This window comes from Citrobacter sp. LUTT5 (assembly GCF_009905315.1).
In the GTDB taxonomy this organism is placed as follows: domain Bacteria; phylum Pseudomonadota; class Gammaproteobacteria; order Enterobacterales; family Enterobacteriaceae; genus Citrobacter; species Citrobacter freundii.
Window position 1 is genome coordinate 2,969,291 of sequence record NZ_CP047606.1, and the last position, 19,471, is coordinate 2,988,761.

Sequence of the window (19,471 nt, forward strand, 5' to 3'; positions counted from 1 at the left end):
TCTCCTGTTACGCCTCGGCTAATCCGCCGAAGCGTTGATAATAGAGCGGCCCTGGCGCGGGTAGTTCCCCCACCGAGCTCTCGCCTTTTTCGCTGACGAAAACCTGGGCGCCGGGCGCAACACGTTGATAAATATTAATACACAGCTGACGCGCCGTCTGCCCAAGCCAGTGAGCAGGCAACAATTCTTCCGGCAACAGCGGATCTTTGAGCACAACCCGACGATAAAGGTGAATGAGCAACAGGCGGATCTGGAAGCAGCGCTCTGGCGTAAGTTCGTCCGGCCCGACGTCACGCAGCAACGGTAACAACGGACGGAACAGAGTGATAAACGCCTCGTACATGGCATTTTGTTCGGTTAAGTGCCAGCACCCTTCTACCCGCTCACGCAGCGCGGCGCGGGAGAGCGCCAACGGCGAATGCGCCTCAAAAACGATGACGTTTTCCGCCACCCCAGCTTCATGGAGCAGCGACTGGACGTCCGCCAGCTTTTGCGATGGTGACGCCAGCAGACTCGGCGCCAGTACGCCAAAACCTTGCCATAACAGCTGCTTTTTAACTTCGGCCAGGATGTTTTTTTCCAGCCCTTCGGAGAGCAGCAGCAGCCAGGTACCGTCCCACTCAGGGGCGCTGGCACGGTAGATTTTGCTCTCGGCGCGACGCGTCAAGCGTAGCCCTTTATCGCTCAGGCGGTAGAAACTGCGTCGGCCGATACGTACCACGTCCAGCCATTCTTCTTTATTAAGGCGAAACAGTGCGGTACGTACAAAACGCTCACCGAAGCCAAGCCCTTCCAGCAGCGCGGCAACACTACCCAACCAGACTTCTCCACCGCGTTGCGATAAACAGTCCCCGTAAAGCGAGGCGATAAGCGAGGTGCCGCTGACCGGCATTGCGGTTACCGCCTGCTGAATAAAACTATCGAGCTTTTCCATATGATTCATACTGTTGTCTTTTTTGTGTTTTTTGAATCATAGCACAGGAATAGATCAGCGATACGCCAGGAGTTTGTAGGCCGGATAAGGCAACGCCGCCATCCGGCAGCGTTGCGCCATTGTGCCTGATGGCGCTACGCTTATCAGGCCTACGAGACTTAGCCGTTGGCGGCAGCTTTACGCAGGTCAAACACGCGGCAGGCCTTGCCTTCGGAGCGTGGAATACTGCCGCAGTTAACGATGCTGACGTCGGTGGAAATGCCGACCATCGACTTAATGCGATGACGCAGGTGGTGGCAAATCTGGCAGCGCTGCTCATGGCTCAGCACCAGGCTACTCTCTTTGAGTTCCACGCGTACCGAAAGTGAATCAAGATGGCCACGGCGATCCACTTCAAGCTGATAATGCGGGGCCAGATGATCAATCTTGAGGATCTCTTCTTCCACCTGAGACGGGAATACGTTGACGCCGCGAATAATCAGCATGTCGTCGCTGCGCCCGCTAATGCGATCCATACGACGCATCGTGCGCGCGGTTCCCGGCAGCAGGCGCGTCAGGTCGCGGGTACGATAACGAATGACCGGCAGCGCTTCTTTCGTCAGCGTGGTGAACAGCAGTTCGCCGTGCTCACCGTCAGCCAGTGGCGTACCGTCATCCGGATTAACCACTTCCGGGAAGAAATGATCCTCCCAGATTGTCGGACCATCACCCGTTTCGATGCACTCCATCGCCACGCCCGGTCCCATCACTTCCGACAGGCCATAAATATCGAGCGCCGTAATACCGAGGCGACGTTCGATCTCCGCGCGCATCCCCGTTGTCCACGGCTCTGCGCCAAAGACACCGGTACGCAGCGAACAGCCGCGCGCGTCACCGCCCATCTGGCGCTCCAGCTCTTCAATCAGGTTCAGGCAGTAGGATGGCGTAACCATGATCATGTCGGGCTTAAAATCACGGATCAGCTGTGCCTGTTTCTCGGTCTGGCCGCCGGACATCGGGATCACCGTCGCCCCTAAACGCTCGGCACCGTAGTGCGCGCCCAGGCCGCCGGTGAACAGGCCATAGCCATAAGCGACGTGGATTTTATCTTTCGCGGTACCGCCTGCGGCACGTAGCGAACGGGCGACGATGTTAGCCCAGGTATCGATATCATTTTGCGTATATCCCACCACCGTCGGTTTACCCGTGGTACCGGATGACGCATGGATACGCACTACCTGCTCCATCGGTACCGCGAAGGTATCAAACGGATAGTTGTCGCGCAGGTCCTGCTTGGTGGTGCACGGGAATTTGCTCAGGTCGCTCAGCTCACGGAAATCAGTCGGGTGAACCCCCGCCGCATCAAATTTGCGGCGGTACATCGGCACGTTTTCATAGGCGTGTTTTAACGTCCATTTCAGGCGCTCGGTCTGCAGAGCGACTAATTCGTCACGCGATGCGGTTTCAATTGGATCTAATTTTGTTGTAGTTGTCATGTTGTAGGGTACTCGCAGGTCAATTAGCTCACACTCGCTCAAGGATCATGGCAATGCCCTGACCCACGCCAATACACATCGTACACAGCGCATAGCGTCCATTGCGTCGTTCCAGCTCCAGCGTCGCGGCCAGCGCTAACCGCACACCGCTCATCCCCAGCGGGTGACCTAAAGCGATAGCCCCCCCATTGGGATTTACGTGTTCTGCATCATCTGCCAGTCCAAGCTGTCTCATCACTCCCAACGCCTGGGCGGCAAAGGCTTCATTCAGCTCAATTACATCCATATCGTTAATATTCAGCCCGGCGCGCTCCAGCACTTTACGCACCGCCGGAACCGGCCCAAGCCCCATGTACTTCGGCTCAACGCCCGCGGTCGCCATGGCGACGATGCGCGCACGTGGCGTTAAGCCCTGCGCGGCGGCCTGCTGCTGGCTTGCGATAATCAGCGCCGCAGCACCGTCATTGACACCGGAAGCATTGCCCGCCGTCACCACGCCGCCCTTGCGGAACGGGGTTTTCAGCGAGGCCAGTTGCTCCAAAGTGGTTTCTGCACGCGGATGTTCATCTTCACGCACCGCGCTGACCGCACCTTTCTTACCAATAATCTGCACCGGCACAATTTCCTGCGCCAGAATGCCGTCGCGCTGCGCTTTCGCCGTACGCTGTTGGCTGCGGTACGCAAAGGCGTCCTGGTCCCTTCGGCTTATATTTAACAATTCGGCTACATTCTCTGCCGTTTCCGGCATGCTGTCAGTACCAAATTGTTGCTGCATGAGCGGGTTCACAAAACGCCAGCCGATGGTGGTATCAAACATTTCCGCCTGACGCTGGTACGGCGCGGTGGCCTTGCCCATGACGAACGGCGCGCGGGACATGGACTCCACGCCACCGGCAATCATCAGGTCCGCATCACCCGCTTTAATGGCCCGCGCGGCAAAGCCAATTGCGTCCAGACCAGAGCCGCACAGGCGGTTAATGGTGGTACCGGACACGCCGTACGGATAACCCGCCAGCAGGGTCGCCATATGCGCCACGTTGCGGTTATCCTCGCCCGCCTGGTTGGCGCAACCGAAGATCACATCGTCAATAACGCTGGCATCCAGGTGTGGGTTGCGGTTGAGTAATTCACGCAATGGAATGGCCGCCAGATCGTCGGCACGCACGCCTGCCAGCGCCCCGCCGTAGCGACCAATCGGGGTACGAATACCGTCACAAATAAATGCGTCACGCATTAGACTTCTCCTGTAATCGTGCCGCCGATGCGGTGCGATTTTCCGCGAAACAGGGCAACGGTTTTTTGCTGTTGATTAACAATCTCAATGTCGTAAACGCCGGTCAGCTTGCCCTGCTGTTTCACCCGCGCGGTGGCGGTCAGCAGATCGCCAGTGAAGGCCGGGCGCAGGAAATCGATGCTCGCCGCCGACGCCACCGCCGCCAGCCCCTGGCTGTTGCAGGCGTAAGCAAAGGCGGTATCCGCCAGCGAAAACAGCTGCCCACCGTGGCAGGTCTGATGGCCGTTCAGCTGCGACGGCGACACGGTCATCGTCATCTGCGCATAGCCTTCATCCATTTCGCTAATCTCGATGCCCAGTGCGCGGGCGCAGGTATCTTTCTCGTACATGGCGCGGGCGTTGCGCCAGGCCTGGTTACTCATGACGCATCTCCAGCAGCGCCATCTGGCGCAGTCGCGCACTAGGGCGGTAGCGTTCTTCGCCGTAGTGCTGTTGTAGATTTTCCAGCAGACGCAGCACGCGCCCCCAGCCAAGCGATTCACCCCAGGCAATCGGGCCGCGTGGGTAGTTGACACCCAGCCGCATGGCGGTATCGATATCATCCGCGTTAGCAACGCCTTTTTGCACCGCATCCAGCGCTTCGTTCGCCAGCATCGCTACCGTGCGCCATACCAGCAGGCCGGGATAATCAGCAATGTGCAGAACCTTTTTGCCCTGCTGCTGGAAGTAGTACACCGCTTTGTCGGTTGCCGACTGTGGGTTGGTTTGCGCGCTCGCCAGTACTACCGTGTCACCCGCCGCATGGTCATAAACCACTACCGGGCGCTGATGCTGCACGCTTAAAGCCAACGCGGTTTCACCGGTAGTTTCCAGCAGCAGCACATCATCCAGCTCAGTGACAACGTCACGTTTAATGTTTTTTGCTGCATTTTCAGGCTGTACCGCTGCAATAGCCAGATCAGGCGATACTTCAACAGGCCAGCAATAGACACCGTGTCCGCTCTTCTTGCCCAGACGCCCCGCCAGAGCGAGCTCCTGTTGCAGCAAAGACGGCAGAAAGCGGCGATCCTGCCAGAAGGCGTTAAATACCGAACAGGTGACGGCAAAGTTGACGTCCTGACCAATCAGATCGGTCAGCGCCAGCGGCCCCATCGGGAAACCGCCGCCGTCGCGCAGCGCCGCGTCAATCACTTCCGGCGCGGCGACCTGTTCCTCCAGCGCCCGCCAGGCTTCGGCGTAATACGGGCGCGCCACGCGGTTGACAATAAAGCCCGGCGTGGAGCGGCAGCGCACCGGCTGTTTGCCCCAGGCGCTGACGCACTGGCAAAGCTGCTCGACCACTTCCGTGGAGGTGGCAAGGCCGCTCACCACTTCCACCAGTTTCATGACCGGTGCCGGGTTAAAGAAGTGCAGCCCCGCCACGCGTTCGGGATGTTTGATGCCCGCCGCAATGGCGGTAATGGAAATCGACGAGGTGTTGCTGGTCAGCAGCGTCGACGGTGAACAAATCTCCGCCAGTTGGCTGAACAGCGCCTGTTTAATTTCCAGGCGTTCCGAAGCGGCCTCAATCACCAGCTGCGCGTCGGCAAGTTGCGTTAATTCGGTTGCCGACGTAATACGCGCCAGCAGCGCCTGTGCCTGCTCGGCGCTGACTTTGCCGCGGCTAACGCGGGCGTTCAGACGCTGAGCAATGCCGTCGATGGCGCGAGTAATCGCTTCGGCGGAAATGTCATACAGCAGCACCGAGTGCCCGGCGCTGGCTGCCACTTCGACAATCCCGGCGCCCATGGTGCCACCGCCAATCACGGCGACGGTGTGAAGAGTCTGGCTCATGGCTTATTTCCCGCTGAACTGTGGCTGACGTTTGGCGAGGAAGGCGCTGACGCCTTCGCGATAGTCGTCGCTGCGACCGGCCATGCGCTGGTAGTCACGCTCAAGCTCAAGCTGCTGATCCAGCGTATTGGTTTCGGAAAGCTGCAAAGCTTTCTTAATTAACCCCAGCCCATAGGTCGGCTGGGTAGCAAAATGACGGGCCATGGCTAACGCGGTGTCTTTCAGTTCAGCGTCATCCACCACCTGCCAGATCATTCCCCACTGCGCGGCCTGTTCGGCGCTGAGGTTATCGCCCAGCATCAGTAAACCTACGGCGCGAGCGCGAGTGGTCACACGGGGCAGCAGCCAGCTACCGCCGCAGTCCGGCACCAGGCCAAGCTTGCTGAAGGCCATCACAAACTTCGCCGAACGCGCGGCCAGCACGATATCGCAGCCCAGCGCTAACGTTGCACCCGCCCCGGCGGCCACGCCGTTAACGGCGCAGATAACCGGCTTCGGCAGCGCGGCTAAACGGCGCACCAGCGGGTTGTAAAAGCGTTCCACCGACATGCCCAGATCCGGCGCGGGACCGCTTGGGTCGACGTTACGGTCGTTCAGATCCTGTCCGGCGCAAAAACCGCGACCGGCACCGGTAATCAGCAGGCAGCGAATGGTGTCGTCACGTTCGGCCTGTTTCAGGCAGTCGGCGAGCTGCTGGTGCATCACGTCATTAAAGCTGTTGAGTCGGTCCGGGCGGTTCAGCGTGATGGTCATGACGCCCTGTTCCACTTCGCTGAGAATGAAAGCTTCCACGATTAACGTCCTTTAAATTCCGGGGTACGTTTTTGTAAAAAAGCGGCGATACCTTCACGGCGGTCGTCGGTGCCGCTCAGCACGGTAAACAGCTGGCGTTCCTGTACAAGACCGGCCTGAAGGCTCACCTCGTGCGCCAGACGCAGCGACTGCTTTGCCGCACGCAGCGCCAGCGGCGAGTGGCGAGCGATGTTTGCAGCCAGCTTCAGGGCATATTCATCAGAGAGGTTCGCCGGGTGAATGTCGCTCACCAGCCCAGCCTGCTGTGCGCGTTCGGCGTCAATGCTTTCGCCGCTCAGCACCATCCGGCTCGCCAGCGCTTTACCAACGCTGCGGATAAGCCGCTGCGTACCACCCGCCCCCGGCATGGTGCCGAGAGTAATCTCCGGCAGGCCAAAACGGGCGTTATCGCCGGCAATCACCAGATCACACAGCAGCGCCAGCTCGCAGCCCGCCCCCAGCGCATAGCCGTTCACCACCGCTATCAGCGGCTTGTTGAAGGCATCGATGCGCGCCCACAAACGAGGACGAATATCGTCGAAGGTGGCGGGCAAGTCTTTTTCCGCCATTTCGTTGAGATCGGCACCGGCAGCGAAATAGCACGGGTTACCGCTAATCACGCAGACGCTCACGCAGGCGTCTGCAGCCGCACTTTCCAGCGCGTCGGCTATCTGCGTCAGCAGCGCGTTGTTTAACGCATTACGCGCCTGCGGACGGTTCAGCGTCAGTTGCAGCACACGGTCATGACGGGTAATCAGCAGTTCGCTCATGCCGTCCCCCGCGCGTCAAAGTCGACCACCACATCCGCGCTTTTGGGCAGCGCCTGGCAGCTCAACACATAGCCCGCCGCCACTTCATCGGCTTCCAGGCTATAGTTGGCGGCCATTGCCACTTCGCCCTGCACCACTTTGCATTTACAGGTGGCACAGACGCCGCCTTTACAGGCAAACGGCAGGTCTGCGCCCTGACGCAGCGCCGCATCAAGAATGCTGTCATCTTCGGCATTTAGCGAAATCAGGCGATCGCGGCCGTCCTGGCGAATGGTCACCGTGCGGCCTTCCGCCTGCACGCCGGTGGCGCGTTTCACGCTGGTACCCGGCGTATTGAAGCGCTCGAGGTGAATGGATTTTTCCGGCACGCCCAGTTCACGCAGCGCCACTTCGGCTTCGTCCATCATCGCCGACGGGCCGCAGATAAATGCATCATCAAAACGGCTGAAATCAAGCAGCGTTTTGCCCAGCGCATGCAGCTTGTCGCCGTCAATGCGCCCTTGCAGCAGGTCGCTGTCCATCGACTCCTGGCTGAACAGATGCACCACCTGCAAACGCTGCGGGTAGCGGTCTTTCAGGTCGGCCAGCGCCTGACGGAACATCATGCTGTGGCTGCTGCGGTTGCCGTAAATCAGGGTGAACTGACTGGCCGGTTCGGTCGCCAGCGTCGCTTCAATAATCGCCATCATCGGCGTAATGCCGGAACCGGCGGCAATCGCCAGATATTCCGCTTCACGCTCGGCCTGCGGCTGGTAGCCAAAGTGCCCCTGCGGCACCATCACCTCAAATTCCATACCCTGCTGAATATCGCTCTGGGCATAGCGGGAGAAACGGCCGCCGTCGATGGCTTTGACCGCCACGCTGATTTCTGACGGCGAACGGCTGCGGCAAATGGAGTAGCAGCGGCGTAACTCTTCCCCGCCCAGGCGGGTTTTCAGCGTCAGGTGCTGGCCCGGACAGAAGGCGTACACGCTACGCAGCGCGTCGGGAATGGCAAAGGTAATGGTGACCGAATCACGGGTTTCCGGCTCAACGTTTGCCACGGTAAGCGAATGAAATGTTGTCATCGCAGCCTCAAATACATTTAAAGTAATCAAAGGGTTCACGGCAGCTATCGCAGCGATACAGCGCTTTACAGGCCGTGGAACCGAATTCACTAATCAGTGAGCTGTGGGTGCTGCCGCAGCGTGGGCAGACCACATCCTTTGGCATCTCGCCGGCGTGGCAGGCATGGGCATGCGGCGGGCTGATACCATACTGGCGCAAACGCTCGCGGGCATCAGGGCTCATCCAGTCGGTGGTCCACGGCGGGTCGAGCTGCAGCACGATGTGCACCGGCGTATAGCCGTGATCCGCCATCACCGTTCGAATTTCACCCAGCAGATGTTCGGTGGCCGGGCAACCCGAGTAGGTTGGCGTAAAGCCAATCACCCAGCCGTCGCCGAGGCGTTCAACCCGGCGTACCATCCCCAAATCGGTAATGGTCAGCACCGGCACTTCCGGGTCGGGGATCGCGCTTAACAGTCCCCACACGGTGCACACTTCGGCGGGCGCGATATCGGCAAGACGTTGCATAGCCACCTCCTGTTACCACTGCTGTCCAGGGTACGAACGCTGTAAATACTGCATTTCTGCCAGCATCGGACCGAGATGTTCACTGTGCAGCCCCTGCTTACCGCCGCTGCGGAACGCCGCCTCCTGGGGAATTTGCAGGCCGGAATCGAGCAGCGCGGTGTGAACCGTTGCCTGCCATTCCGCCTGGAGCGTGCGCGGATCGACGGCGATCCCCTGCTCGCTCAGGTCAATTTCCAGCGCATCGGCAACGAACAGTTCACCGGTATAGCGCCACAGGTTATCGACTGCCTGCTGCATACGCTGCGTCGAGAGCGCGGTGCCGTTGCCCAGACGTTCCAGCCAGCCGCGGCTGAAGCGCTGGTGATAACGCACCTCTTTCAACCCTTTGGCCGCAATGGCGGCGAGCTGCGCGTCGCGGCTATAGACCAGACGGCTGAACAGCGCCACGTGCCAGATGTCGATAAAGAACTGGCGGGCAATGGTGTCGGCAAAGTTGCCGTTCGGCTGTTCAACCAGCAGCAGATTGCTGAACTGGCGTTCATCGCGGCCGAAGGCCAGCGTGTCTTCGTCGCCGTTACCGTTCAGTTCGGCGGCGTAGCTGAGAAAATTGCGCGCCTGTCCCAACAGATCGAGACCGATATTGGCCAGCGCCAGGTCGATTTCCAGCTCCGGTGCGTGGCCGCACCATGCGCCTAAACGCTGTGCCAGGATCAGGCCGTTATCGCCCAGACGCAGGGCATAGGTTGCAACGGGATTGAGAGTCGTCATCGTTGCCTCACATATGTTCCATGCCGTCCGGCACGGTGTAGAACGTCGGGTGGCGGTAGACTTTGCTTTCTGCCGGGTCGAAGAATTCACCGCGATCTTCCGGCTGCGAGGCAACGATTTCACTCGCCTTCACCACCCAGATGGAGCAGCCTTCGCTGCGGCGGGTGTAGGCATCACGCGCGTTTTCCAGTGCCATTTGGTCATCGGCGGCGTGCAGGCTGCCCACGTGGCGGTGCGACAAACCCTGTTTGCTGCGGACAAACACTTCGTATAACGGCCAGTATGTTTTGCTCATCTTTTTTCTCCTCAGGCGGCATCGCGAGCGCGTTGTTTTTCGGCATGAGCCAGCGCGGCTTCGCGCACCCATGCACCCTCTTCCCAGGCCTTACGCTTGGCGCCCAAACGTTCGTGATTGCAGACACCACGACCGTTGATGACCTCATTAAATTCCTGCCAGTCGATCTCACTGAATCGGTATTTCCCCGTCGCTTCATCAAGCTGCAGATCGGCATCCGGCACGGTCATGCCGAGGATTTCAACCTGCGGAACGGTGTTATCCACAAAGCGCTGGCGCAGTTCGTCGTTGGAATGCAGTTTGATTTTCCACGCCATACTGCGGGCGCTGTTCGGCGAGTTGTCGTCGCTCGGCCCGAACATCATCAGCGCGGGCCACCAGAAACGGTTGAGCGCATCCTGGAGCATCTGCCGCTGTTCTTCGCTGCCCGCCGCCAGCGCCATACAGGCTTCAAAGCCCTGACGCTGGTGGAAGCTTTCTTCTTTGCAGATTTTGACCATCGCCCTGGCATACGGGCCGTAGGAGGTACGACACAGTGCCACCTGGTTGACGATCGCCGCGCCATCGACCAGCCAGCCGATCACGCCGATATCCGCCCAGCTCAGGGTTGGGTAGTTGAAGATGGAGGAGTATTTCATCTGGCCGTCGAGCATCTTCTGGTAGATGTCTTCACGCGCGCAGCCCAGTGTTTCAGCCGCGCTGTAGAGGTACAGGCCGTGTCCGGCCTCGTCCTGTACTTTTGCCAGCAGAATGGCCTTACGCCGCAGCGTGGGTGCGCGGGTTATCCAGTTGCCTTCTGGCAGCATGCCGACGATTTCCGAGTGCGCATGCTGGCCAATCTGGCGGATCAGCGTCTTACGGTATGCGTCCGGCATCCAGTCCTGCGGCTCGATGGCCGTTTCCTGCGCGATGCGCTGGTCAAAGCGTTGTTCTTCTGTCACGTCATCACCTTATGATTCCGATAAATTCAACAAATCATTTTTTGTGAATCATTTTGTTTTATGAAAGTTACATCTTGGTTAAATAAAACCACAAATTTTGTTTGTGATTTTTGTGACACGCTACGCAAAGCCTTTTAGTTTATTGAGTAAAAACAGAATCATAATCAATTTAGATAAGGTGTTCGCGATCGCATTGTTAATAAATTATTAAAATCCCTCTTGCATTTTGTGATTCACAAAATAACTATTTAAAGAGAAATTACGGAACACATCTGGAGATTAACGATGCAGCAGTTAGCCAGCTATTTATCCGGCGCCTGGCAGACCGGCCGGGGCCGCACCCGTACTATCCACCACGCCATCAGCGGCGAACCGCTTTGGGAAGTGACAAGCGAAGGACTGGATATGGCGCAGGCGCGCCGCTTCGCCATCGAGCACGGCGGCAAAGCGTTACAGGCAATGAGCTTTATTCAGCGCAGCGCGATGCTAAAAGCGGTGGCGAAGCATTTAATGGAACTGAAAGCCGATTTCTATGCAATATCCGCGCAAACCGGAGCAACACGCGGTGACAGCTGGGTCGATATCGAAGGCGGCATCGGCACGCTTTTCACTTATGCCAGCCTCGGCGGGCGTGAGCTGCCGGATGATGTGCTGTGGCCGGAAGATGAGCTGATTCCGTTGTCCAAACAGGGCGGCTTTGCCGCGCGCCATGTGCTGACGTCAAAATCCGGCGTCGCGGTACATATCAACGCCTTTAACTTCCCCTGCTGGGGTATGTTAGAAAAGCTGGCGCCGACCTGGCTTGCCGGCATGCCCGCGATCGTTAAACCGGCGACCGCCACCGCGCAGCTGACGCAGGCGATGGTCAAAGCCATTGTCGACAGCGGGCTGGTGCCGGACGGCGCAATAAGCCTGATCTGCGGCGGCGCGGGCGATCTGCTGGATAATCTGGATAGCCAGGACGTAGTGACCTTTACCGGCTCTGCGCATACCGGGCAGCAATTGCGCGTACATCCGAATCTGGTGGCGAAATCTGTGCCCTTTACCATGGAAGCGGATTCGCTGAACTGCTGCGTACTGGGCGACGATATCACCCCGGAGCAGCCGGAGTTTGCGCTGTTTATTCGCGAAGTGGTGCGCGAAATGACCACCAAAGCCGGGCAGAAATGTACCGCCATTCGCCGCATTATCGTGCCGCAGGCGCAGGTGAAAGCCGTCAGTGAAGCGCTGATTGCCCGCCTGCAAAAGATAGTAATGGGCGATCCGGCGCAGGAAGGCGTGAAGATGGGCTCGCTGGTGAATAACGATCAGCGTCAGGACGTGCAGGATAATGTGAATCGTCTGGTTGAAGCCGGATGTGAGGTGCTGCTGGGCGGAAAAGCAGATCTGAGCACCGCTGGAGCTTTCTTCCCGCCAACGCTGCTGTTTTGTCCGCAGCCGGATGAAATTGCCGCGGTACATGCAATTGAAGCCTTTGGTCCGGTCGCCACGCTGATGCCGTATCAGAACCGCGAACACGCCCTGACGCTGGCACGCGCTGGTGAAGGCAGTCTGGCAGGAACGCTGGTGACGGCGAGCGGCGAACTGGCGCGAGAGTTTATCCTCGGTGCAGCCCGCGCCCACGGGCGTATTCACGTGCTGAACGAAGAATCCTCGGCGGAATCGACCGGCCACGGCTCTCCACTGCCACAGCTAGTGCACGGCGGCCCGGGACGTGCGGGAGGCGGCGAAGAGCTTGGCGGCCTGCGCGCGGTGAAGCACTACATGCAGCGTACCGCCATTCAGGGCAGTCCAACCATGCTGGCCGCCGTTAGCCAGCAGTGGGTGCGCGGCGCGCAGGTCACGGAAGATCGCGTTCACCCGTTCCGCAAATATTTCGAAGAGATCCAACCGGGCGATAGCCTGCTGACTCCACGCCGCACGCTGACCGAAGCGGATATCGTCAACTTCGCCTGTCTCAGCGGCGACCACTTCTATGCCCATATGGACAAGATTGCCGCCGCCGACTCCATTTTCGGCGAGCGCGTGGTGCACGGTTATTTCCTGATTTCCGCCGCTGCGGGTCTGTTTGTTGACGCGGGCGTCGGCCCGGTTATCGCCAACTACGGTATGGAAAATCTGCGCTTTATCGAGCCGGTTAAGCCGGGCGACACTATCCAGGTGCGTTTAACCTGCAAACGCAAAACGGTGAAACTTCAGCGCAATGCCGAAGAAAAAGCGACTGGCGTGGTGGAATGGGCGGTGGAGATCTTTAATCAGCACCAGCAGGCGGTGGCGCTGTATTCCATTCTGACGTTGGTTGCGCGTCAGCATGGGGATTTCCCGGCTTAAGAACCCGGTGTCGCTTCGCGCGACCAGATTTGAAACAAAAAGCAAAAAGCCTGCTTAGTTTCCTGAGCAGGCTTCTTAAATATGGCTCCTCTGACTGGACTCGAACCAGTGACATACGGATTAACAGTCCGCCGTTCTACCGACTGAACTACAGAGGAATCGTTGTGGAGGCTTATCTTAGCGGCGAAAAAATTTTTGTCAAACCTCATTTCTTCGAATGCGAATCAATTGATGCTTCTCTCGACAGTTTGTTGCATTTACAGACATTTTAAATAGAAAAAACTTTGCAGCTTTTTTGATTCTCCCTCATCATTTGAAATGAGGTTTCAACTTTCTTCGTTAAGGTCCACTTTGAACGTCTCCGCTGCCTTACGCCAGGTCGCTTCCCGCACGCCCTGGTATGCCAAACGCAAGAGTTATAAGGTTCTCTTTTGGCGCGAAATCACTCCGCTGGCTGTCCCCATTTTCCTGGAAAACACCTGTGTGCTATTGATGGGTGTTCTGAGTACCTTCCTGGTAAGTTGGTTGGGAAAAGAAGCAATGGCCGGTGTCGGACTCGCCGACAGTTTTAATATGGTCATCATGGCATTTTTCGCCGCCATCGATCTGGGTACCACCGTAGTTGTAGCATTTAGCCTCGGGAAACGAGATCGTCGACGGGCCAGAGCCGCAGCCAGACAATCGCTGGTGATCATGACAATTTTTGCTACCGTGCTGGCAGCGGTCATTCACTATTTTGGTCAACAGATTATTGACGTTGTTGCAGGTGAAGCAACGCCAGACGTTAAAGCTTTGGCACTTACCTATCTGGAGCTGACGGTGCTCAGCTACCCGGCGGCAGCCATTGCGCTGATCGGCAGTGGCGCACTACGTGGAGCCGGAAATACTAAAATACCGTTGTTGATTAACGGCGGTATGAACATCCTGAATATCATCATCAGTAGCATCCTGATTTACGGGATCTTTTCCTGGCAAGGTCTGGGATTTGTGGGAGCAGGCCTGGGACTGACCATTTCGCGCTACATCGGGGCGATTGCCATCATCTGGGTACTGATGATTGGTTTTAACCCCGCGCTGCGAATTCCCTTCAAAAGCTATTTTAAGCCACTCAATCTCGCCATTATATGGGAGGTGATGGGGATCGGCATTCCGGCAAGTATCGAGTCAGTGCTGTTCAATGGCGGTAAACTTTTGACGCAGATGTTTGTTTCAGGAATGGGAACCAGCGTTATCGCCGGGAACTTTATTGCATTTTCTATCGCCGCGCTTATCAATTTACCGGGGAATGCTTTAGGTTCCGCGTCGACAATCATTACCGGCAGGCGTCTGGGAAATGGCCAGATTGCCCAGGCTGAAATCCAACTACGGCATGTGTTCTGGCTGTCGACGATTGGCCTAACGGCAATTGCCTGGCTAACCGCACCTTTCGCCGGGGTGATGGCCTCATTTTATACCCACGATCAGGATGTAAAAGAGGTCATAGTCATCCTGATTTGGCTCAATGCAGCATTTATGCCGATATGGGCAGCCTCCTGGGTGTTACCAGCGGGCTTTAAAGGTGCGCGAGATGCACGTTTTGCTATGTGGGTATCGATGCTGGGCATGTGGGGCTGCCGCGTAGTCGCGGGCTACACTCTGGGTATCGTATTAGGATGGGGAGTTGTCGGCGTTTGGTTAGGTATGTTCTTCGACTGGGCCGTGCGCGCCGCGTTATTTTACTGGCGTATGGTCACAGGCCGCTGGTTGTGGAAATACCCACGCCCCGAACGTGAAAAGTGCATAAAACAACCGGTTGCGTCTGATTAATCGGCGAAATGGGGAATATTTCAGCAAACAATCGAATTTATCCATTCAGGCTTTGACAACGCTGAGCGGCATCGCTAATATTCGCCTCGTTCAAACGATTCCTCTGTAGTTCAGTCGGTAGAACGGCGGACTGTTAATCCGTATGTCACTGGTTCGAGTCCAGTCAGAGGAGCCATATTTAAGAAGCCTGCTCAGGAAACTAAGCAGGCTTTTTGCTTTTCTGCGATCCCATTAACCAGGTAGAGCGCTTCACTTCACACCCAGGCTTTTCCATACTGGCAACGAGAGAAGCCCGTTTCTCACGGGCTTTTATTGTTAAATCTGATAATCAATCACCGCTTCATCTGGCTCCATCGCCTGACGCTTAATTTCATCGACGGATAACCCAGCGTTGCATAGCTCGATGAATCGCCAGACGTAGTTGCGCTGCAGCTGTCCGCGTTTAAGTCCTAGCCAAACGGTATTTGCATCAAACAAATGCCGGGTATCCAGACGGGTTAACGTCCCCTCTTCCTGCTCGCCGCTGGATTGCTCTGCCACCAGCCCAATCCCCAATCCCAGTGACACGTAAGTTTTAATCACATCCGAGTCCTGGGCGCTGAGAATAATATCAGGTATCAGCCCCTTGCGAGCAAACGCCTCATCGATGCGGGAACGCCCTGTAATCCCCTGACGATAGGTAATTAACGGCCAGTGAGCGATGGACTCCAGCGTTAGCGGAGAAGCCTTCACTAATGGATGGTCATGAGGAACAAGCAGGCTGTGGTGCCAACGAAACCAGGGAAAAGCCACCAACAATGGATCGCTGCTCAGCCGCTCACTGGCAATTCCGATATCTGCCCCGCCATTTTGTAGCAGGACATCAATCTCCTGTGGTGTGCCCTGAATAAGTTCCAGACGCACCTCAGGGAACAGCTCACGAAAGGCTTTTATAACCGCAGGCAAGCTATAGCGTGCCTGGGTATGCGTGGTGGCAATCGTCAAAATGCCAGACGTATCATTGGTAAACAGATCCGCCAATCGACGAACGTTGCTGGCCTCATTCAGAATACGTTCGGCAATGATCAGCAAAGCTTTACCCGGTTCAGTCATGCCCAACAGGCGTTTACCACGACGGATAAAAATTTCGATGCCAAGTTCATCTTCAAGTTCACGAATGTGTCGGCTGACGCCCGACTGCGAGGTGTACAGTATATTCGCGACCTCCGTCAGGTTGTAATCCTGACGGGCCGCCTCGCGGATTATTTTGAGTTGCTGGAAATTCACGTTTCACTCCGGGCACATCAGACATTACGCTATTGTTAAAGTCTGATGCCCGGCATAACAAATAATAAAAACCTGCATCTTATTCCTCGCGGGAATAAGGTTTAGCTGACCAGCTGCAGTTCGCGATTTTCCAGCGCCGGACGGCTAACTAGCGACAACAGGATCTCCTTCACTGCCTGCGCCTGGGGCGATAAGCTCCCTCTGGCTGACACGTTCAACGATAATGGCAGATTCATCGATGGGGTTGTGATGCGCGCCATCCAGCCGTTCGCTGCATTGCATAATGAACGGGCGGCCGACTCGGGCAACACTGTGACGCCCATACCACTGGCAATGGCAGCCGTCAGGGTGGAGATAGATTCAATTTCGCCAATCACTTTAGCCGTTAAGCGACGTAGCGAAAAAGCTTCATCCACGCGCAGGCGAACCGCGCTGTAATCCCGTGGCAAGAACAAACTCATCTGCGCCACCGCGGCTAAATCGACGCTTTGCCCCGGACACTCACGCGTGCCGACCAGATACAGATCCTCTTTAAGCAACGGTTGACTGCTGATGCCCGCCACGGGTGAACGCTCATAGAGCACTGCCATATCTAATTGCCCGCTGAGCAGCTTGTCATTCAGCACTGCCCCACTGTTTTCATGCAGATAGACCTGCACATCGGGCAGTTCGGCACGTAGCGTCTGTAATAACGGCATGGTAATGGATGACGCTGCTGTCCCCGGCGCAAGGCCGATAGAGACCTGGCCTGTCAAGGTATGTCCCACGTTATTAACCGCAAGTTGCGCCTGTTCACACTGACGTAAAATCGTCCGGGCGTGGGTATATAACACTTTTCCTGCTTCCGTCGGCGTGACGCCACGCTTGGTACGAATCAGCAATTGCTGATCAAGCTCACCTTCCAGCGTTGCGACCTGCTGGCTCAGCGCGGGTTGCGCAATGTGCAATACTTCCGCTGCCTGGGTCAGGCTACCAATATCGACGATTTTAACGAAATATTTCAGTCGTCTAAAGTTCATTTTGCCTCCTGTCGGAATACCAGAACCCGTGCTGGCAGTCATTGAATTCAGGATTGCAAGATGCTTGCCACTTTCGTCTAAAACGGTGTTTTATGGTTAAAGCCGCACAAAGTCAGGAGTAAAAGCGAAGGAAGATCATTCTGCACACCGAAATATCTCATTCGGGCTGCCCTGGAAGAGGTAGACACGCACCAGAATGGGGCAAAAGCATAAAAAGACGGAAAGATCGCCGCTTTGCTGATTTTGTCAGCAAACGAACACACAAATGTATTTAGCCCTTTGACAAGCCTCACCACCCTCGCTAATATGCGCCTCGTTCAAACGATTCCTCTGTAGTTCAGTCGGTAGAACGGCGGACTGTTAATCCGTATGTCACTGGTTCGAGTCCAGTCAGAGGAGCCATATTTAAGAAGCCTGCTTAGGAAACTAAGCAGGCTTTTTGCTTTTATGCTATTGCTCATTGCGCATATCAAAGCCCCTGCTCAGTCTGGCCAACACTTCATTCATAATGACCGCAGGTATTTGTTCCAGGCGCTTGCCGTTCCGAGGTTCCATATCAATAGTTCTGGGCTGATCACGGCGAATAACGCCCGTCGTTTTAGTGCCCGCATCATCCAGTTAAACGCTAACACCAGCAGCATGAGCAAGGTTTCCGCCACTGGTGACAAGAACTGAGGTGTCCGATTCTCGCTCACAACAGACATGGTCAGATGTCATTCCAACCAGCACATGCCAAAAGCAGACTCCTTTTCCCGTCCAATATCCACATCATAAGATTTTTATAAAAAACAATGCGTTAATACGTCAAACGTAATACAATTATATTTCCAATTGTAATGATAACCATTCTCATATTACTATAATCGCGTGATAATTAACTTTTGATACATTCCGCATGTCTGACCACGCCACTACCACTGCTTCCTTTACGCTCGAGTCGCTTTATGGCGCACATCACGGCTGGCTGAAAAGCTGGCTGACGCGCAAACTCCAGTCCGCCTTTGATGCAGATGACATTGCCCAGGACACTTTTCTACGGGTAATGGGCAGCGGGTCGCTCTCGACGATCCGCGATCCGCGTTCCTTTCTGTGCACTCTCGCCAAACGGGTGATGGTCGACCTGTTTCGCCGAAACGCGCTGGAAAAAGCCTATCTGGAGATGCTGGCGCTTATGCCGGAAAATCTCGCGCCTTCGCCCGAGGAACGCGAGAGTCAGCTCGAAACCCTGCAACTCATCGACAGCATGCTTGACGGGCTGAGCGGAAAAACACGCGAAGCGTTTCTCCTTTCACAGCTGGATGGTCTGACCTACAGCGAAATAGCGCTAAAGCTCGGTGTTTCGGTCAGTTCAGTGAAAAAATATATGGCAAAGGCTATCGAACATTGTCTGCTGTTTCGTCTGGAGCACGGTCTGTGAACGCTTCTATCACCGATTCTCGCCGTCAGGCTTTGCGCTCGGCATCACACTGGTATGCCGTATTGAGCGGCGAGCGTGTCAGCCCACAGCAGGAAGCACGCTGGCAACAATGGTATGAAGAGGACAAAGATCATCAGTGGGCCTGGCAACAGGTTGAAAACCTGCGCAGCCAGCTCAGCAGCGTTCCGGGCGATGTCGCCAGCCGGGCGCTGCACGATACGCATCTTACCCGTCGTCATATCATGAAAGGGCTACTGCTGCTGCTCGGCGTGGGCGGCGGCTGGCAGCTCTGGCAATCTGAAGCCGGAGAAGGTCTGCGCGCAGACTACCGCACCGCCAAAGGCGCGGTCAGCCATCAGCGGCTGGACGATGGCTCGCTGCTGACGCTCAACACACAAAGCGCCGCGGACGTTCGTTTTGATACGCGTCAACGCGCTGTCCATCTCTGGTACGGCGAAATTGCTATTACTACCGCAAAAGACGCGCAGCAAAGACCTTTCCACGTTGTGACCCGCCAGGGCCAGCTCACCGCGTTAGGCACAGAATTTACCGTCTACCAGCAGGACAACGTCACACGCGTTACCGTTCAACAACACGCGGTTGAAGTCTTACTGGCAAATCGTCCGCAGGAAAAACGCATCGTCAGCGCTGGCGAGAGCCTGCAGTTTAGCGCGTCTGAATTTGGTGCAATTACCTCAGCGGATGATGAAAGCGCCGCCTGGACGCAGGGCATTCTGAGCTTTAGCGATAAACCTCTGGGTGAAGTGATTGCCACGCTGAGCCGTTATCGCAACGGCGTGCTGCGCTGCGATCCGGCTGTGGCCGGGTTACGCCTGAGTGGCTCTTTCCCGCTGAAAGATACTGATGCAATCCTGGATATTATCGCCAAGACTCTTCCAGTGAAAATTCAGTCGGTTACGCGATACTGGGTAAATATCTCAGCATTGTAAGAAAAATAATTCTCATTTCGATTATCCTTTTTCCCCTTCTCATTCGACTCATAGATGAACACAAC

General features: G+C 56.4%; 19 protein-coding genes, 3 tRNA genes and 1 pseudogene. 7 read left to right on the forward strand and 16 right to left on the reverse strand.

The genetic code is table 11. From position 1 onward, the window contains the following. Positions 1-7 precede the first annotated feature (7 nt). The 12 genes from paaX to paaA all read right to left on the reverse strand — a co-directional run bounded on the left by paaX (position 8) and on the right by paaA (position 10,617). Entirely contained in the window at positions 8-934 is a 927-nt protein-coding gene (gene paaX / locus GUC46_RS14395) for a phenylacetic acid degradation operon negative regulatory protein PaaX (protein ID WP_161805914.1), read from the reverse strand. A gap of 158 nt (positions 935-1,092) precedes the next feature. Beyond that, the gene (gene paaK, locus GUC46_RS14400) at positions 1,093-2,409 is read right to left on the reverse strand and encodes a phenylacetate--CoA ligase PaaK (protein WP_049002580.1); all 1,317 of its coding nucleotides are present in this window, start codon (positions 2,407-2,409) and stop codon (positions 1,093-1,095) included. Positions 2,410-2,437: 28 nt separating this feature from the next. Beyond that, a complete protein-coding gene (gene pcaF, locus GUC46_RS14405) occupies positions 2,438-3,643 on the reverse strand; it encodes a 3-oxoadipyl-CoA thiolase (RefSeq protein ID WP_032949044.1) in 1,206 nt (401 codons plus the stop codon). Beyond that, a complete protein-coding gene (gene paaI / locus GUC46_RS14410) occupies positions 3,643-4,065 on the reverse strand; it encodes a hydroxyphenylacetyl-CoA thioesterase PaaI (RefSeq protein ID WP_049002579.1) in 423 nt (140 codons plus the stop codon). The genes pcaF and paaI overlap by 1 nt, the downstream gene beginning before the upstream one ends. After that, positions 4,058-5,476, reverse strand: a complete 1,419-nt coding sequence (locus GUC46_RS14415) for a 3-hydroxyacyl-CoA dehydrogenase (RefSeq protein WP_130714756.1) — start codon at positions 5,474-5,476, stop codon at positions 4,058-4,060. Before GUC46_RS14415 ends, paaI begins: the two co-directional genes overlap by 8 nt. A gap of 3 nt (positions 5,477-5,479) precedes the next feature. Continuing rightward, the gene (gene paaG, locus GUC46_RS14420) at positions 5,480-6,268 is read right to left on the reverse strand and encodes a 2-(1,2-epoxy-1,2-dihydrophenyl)acetyl-CoA isomerase PaaG (protein WP_032949037.1); all 789 of its coding nucleotides are present in this window, start codon (positions 6,266-6,268) and stop codon (positions 5,480-5,482) included. 2 nt (positions 6,269-6,270) lie between these two features. Then, positions 6,271-7,038 (reverse strand): 2,3-dehydroadipyl-CoA hydratase PaaF, encoded by a 768-nt coding sequence (paaF, locus tag GUC46_RS14425; RefSeq protein ID WP_048219090.1) that lies wholly within the window; start codon positions 7,036-7,038, stop codon positions 6,271-6,273. Beyond that, a complete protein-coding gene (gene paaE, locus GUC46_RS14430; protein WP_003030840.1) occupies positions 7,035-8,105 on the reverse strand; it encodes a 1,2-phenylacetyl-CoA epoxidase subunit PaaE in 1,071 nt (356 codons plus the stop codon). Before paaE ends, paaF begins: the two co-directional genes overlap by 4 nt. Before the next feature lie 7 nt (positions 8,106-8,112). Next, on the reverse strand, positions 8,113-8,613 hold the full coding sequence (gene paaD, locus GUC46_RS14435) for a 1,2-phenylacetyl-CoA epoxidase subunit PaaD (protein WP_044711769.1): 501 nt from the start codon (positions 8,611-8,613) through the stop codon (positions 8,113-8,115). A gap of 12 nt (positions 8,614-8,625) precedes the next feature. Then, on the reverse strand, positions 8,626-9,381 hold the full coding sequence (gene paaC, locus GUC46_RS14440; protein WP_088902440.1) for a 1,2-phenylacetyl-CoA epoxidase subunit PaaC: 756 nt from the start codon (positions 9,379-9,381) through the stop codon (positions 8,626-8,628). Positions 9,382-9,388: 7 nt separating this feature from the next. Continuing rightward, positions 9,389-9,676, reverse strand: a complete 288-nt coding sequence (gene paaB, locus GUC46_RS14445; RefSeq protein ID WP_003030843.1) for a 1,2-phenylacetyl-CoA epoxidase subunit PaaB — start codon at positions 9,674-9,676, stop codon at positions 9,389-9,391. Positions 9,677-9,687: 11 nt separating this feature from the next. Beyond that, positions 9,688-10,617 (reverse strand): 1,2-phenylacetyl-CoA epoxidase subunit PaaA, encoded by a 930-nt coding sequence (gene paaA / locus GUC46_RS14450; RefSeq protein ID WP_160180394.1) that lies wholly within the window; start codon positions 10,615-10,617, stop codon positions 9,688-9,690. Between the two features lie 285 nt (positions 10,618-10,902). Between paaA and paaZ the strand changes: the two genes are divergently transcribed. Next, entirely contained in the window at positions 10,903-12,948 is a 2,046-nt protein-coding gene (gene paaZ, locus GUC46_RS14455) for a phenylacetic acid degradation bifunctional protein PaaZ (RefSeq protein WP_130714760.1), read from the forward strand. A gap of 82 nt (positions 12,949-13,030) precedes the next feature. Here paaZ and GUC46_RS14460 read toward each other — a convergent pair. After that, positions 13,031-13,106 (reverse strand) — tRNA-Asn (locus GUC46_RS14460). Between the two features lie 6 nt (positions 13,107-13,112). Here GUC46_RS14460 and GUC46_RS24275 point away from each other — a divergent pair. The 3 genes from GUC46_RS24275 to GUC46_RS14470 all read left to right on the forward strand — a co-directional run bounded on the left by GUC46_RS24275 (position 13,113) and on the right by GUC46_RS14470 (position 14,929). Then, positions 13,113-13,220 carry a DUF5951 family protein gene (locus tag GUC46_RS24275; RefSeq protein WP_219339467.1) on the forward strand — a complete coding sequence of 36 codons (108 nt, stop codon included), beginning with the start codon at positions 13,113-13,115 and terminating at the stop codon, positions 13,218-13,220. Positions 13,221-13,266: 46 nt separating this feature from the next. Continuing rightward, positions 13,267-14,754, forward strand: coding sequence for an EmmdR/YeeO family multidrug/toxin efflux MATE transporter (locus GUC46_RS14465; protein ID WP_126318457.1), 1,488 nt, complete (start codon positions 13,267-13,269; stop codon positions 14,752-14,754). Positions 14,755-14,853: 99 nt separating this feature from the next. Further along, a tRNA-Asn gene (locus tag GUC46_RS14470) sits at positions 14,854-14,929 on the forward strand. Positions 14,930-15,069: 140 nt separating this feature from the next. Here the strand turns inward: GUC46_RS14470 and cbl are convergent. Both cbl and nac read right to left on the reverse strand, forming a co-directional pair. Next, positions 15,070-16,020 (reverse strand): HTH-type transcriptional regulator Cbl, encoded by a 951-nt coding sequence (gene cbl, locus GUC46_RS14475; protein ID WP_160180397.1) that lies wholly within the window; start codon positions 16,018-16,020, stop codon positions 15,070-15,072. Between the two features lie 101 nt (positions 16,021-16,121). Continuing rightward, complete coding sequence (nac, locus tag GUC46_RS14480; protein WP_049001804.1) at positions 16,122-17,039, reverse strand: nitrogen assimilation transcriptional regulator NAC; 918 nt, start codon at positions 17,037-17,039, stop codon at positions 16,122-16,124. A gap of 326 nt (positions 17,040-17,365) precedes the next feature. Here nac and GUC46_RS14485 point away from each other — a divergent pair. Beyond that, positions 17,366-17,441: transfer RNA gene (locus GUC46_RS14485), tRNA-Asn, on the forward strand. Between the two features lie 48 nt (positions 17,442-17,489). On the opposite strand, the pseudogene GUC46_RS24095 reads toward GUC46_RS14485, so the two are convergent. Continuing rightward, positions 17,490-17,711 (reverse strand): annotated as a pseudogene (locus GUC46_RS24095) (type II toxin-antitoxin system PemK/MazF family toxin); the annotation flags it as partial. Between the two features lie 223 nt (positions 17,712-17,934). Here GUC46_RS24095 and fecI point away from each other — a divergent pair. Together fecI and fecR are read left to right on the forward strand one after the other, a co-directional pair. Then, a complete protein-coding gene (gene fecI / locus GUC46_RS14495) occupies positions 17,935-18,456 on the forward strand; it encodes a ferric citrate uptake sigma factor FecI (protein ID WP_003846770.1) in 522 nt (173 codons plus the stop codon). Next, on the forward strand, positions 18,453-19,406 hold the full coding sequence (gene fecR, locus GUC46_RS14500; protein WP_160180399.1) for a ferric citrate uptake sigma factor regulator FecR: 954 nt from the start codon (positions 18,453-18,455) through the stop codon (positions 19,404-19,406). The genes fecI and fecR overlap by 4 nt, the downstream gene beginning before the upstream one ends. The last annotated feature ends 65 nt before the right edge of the window (positions 19,407-19,471 follow it).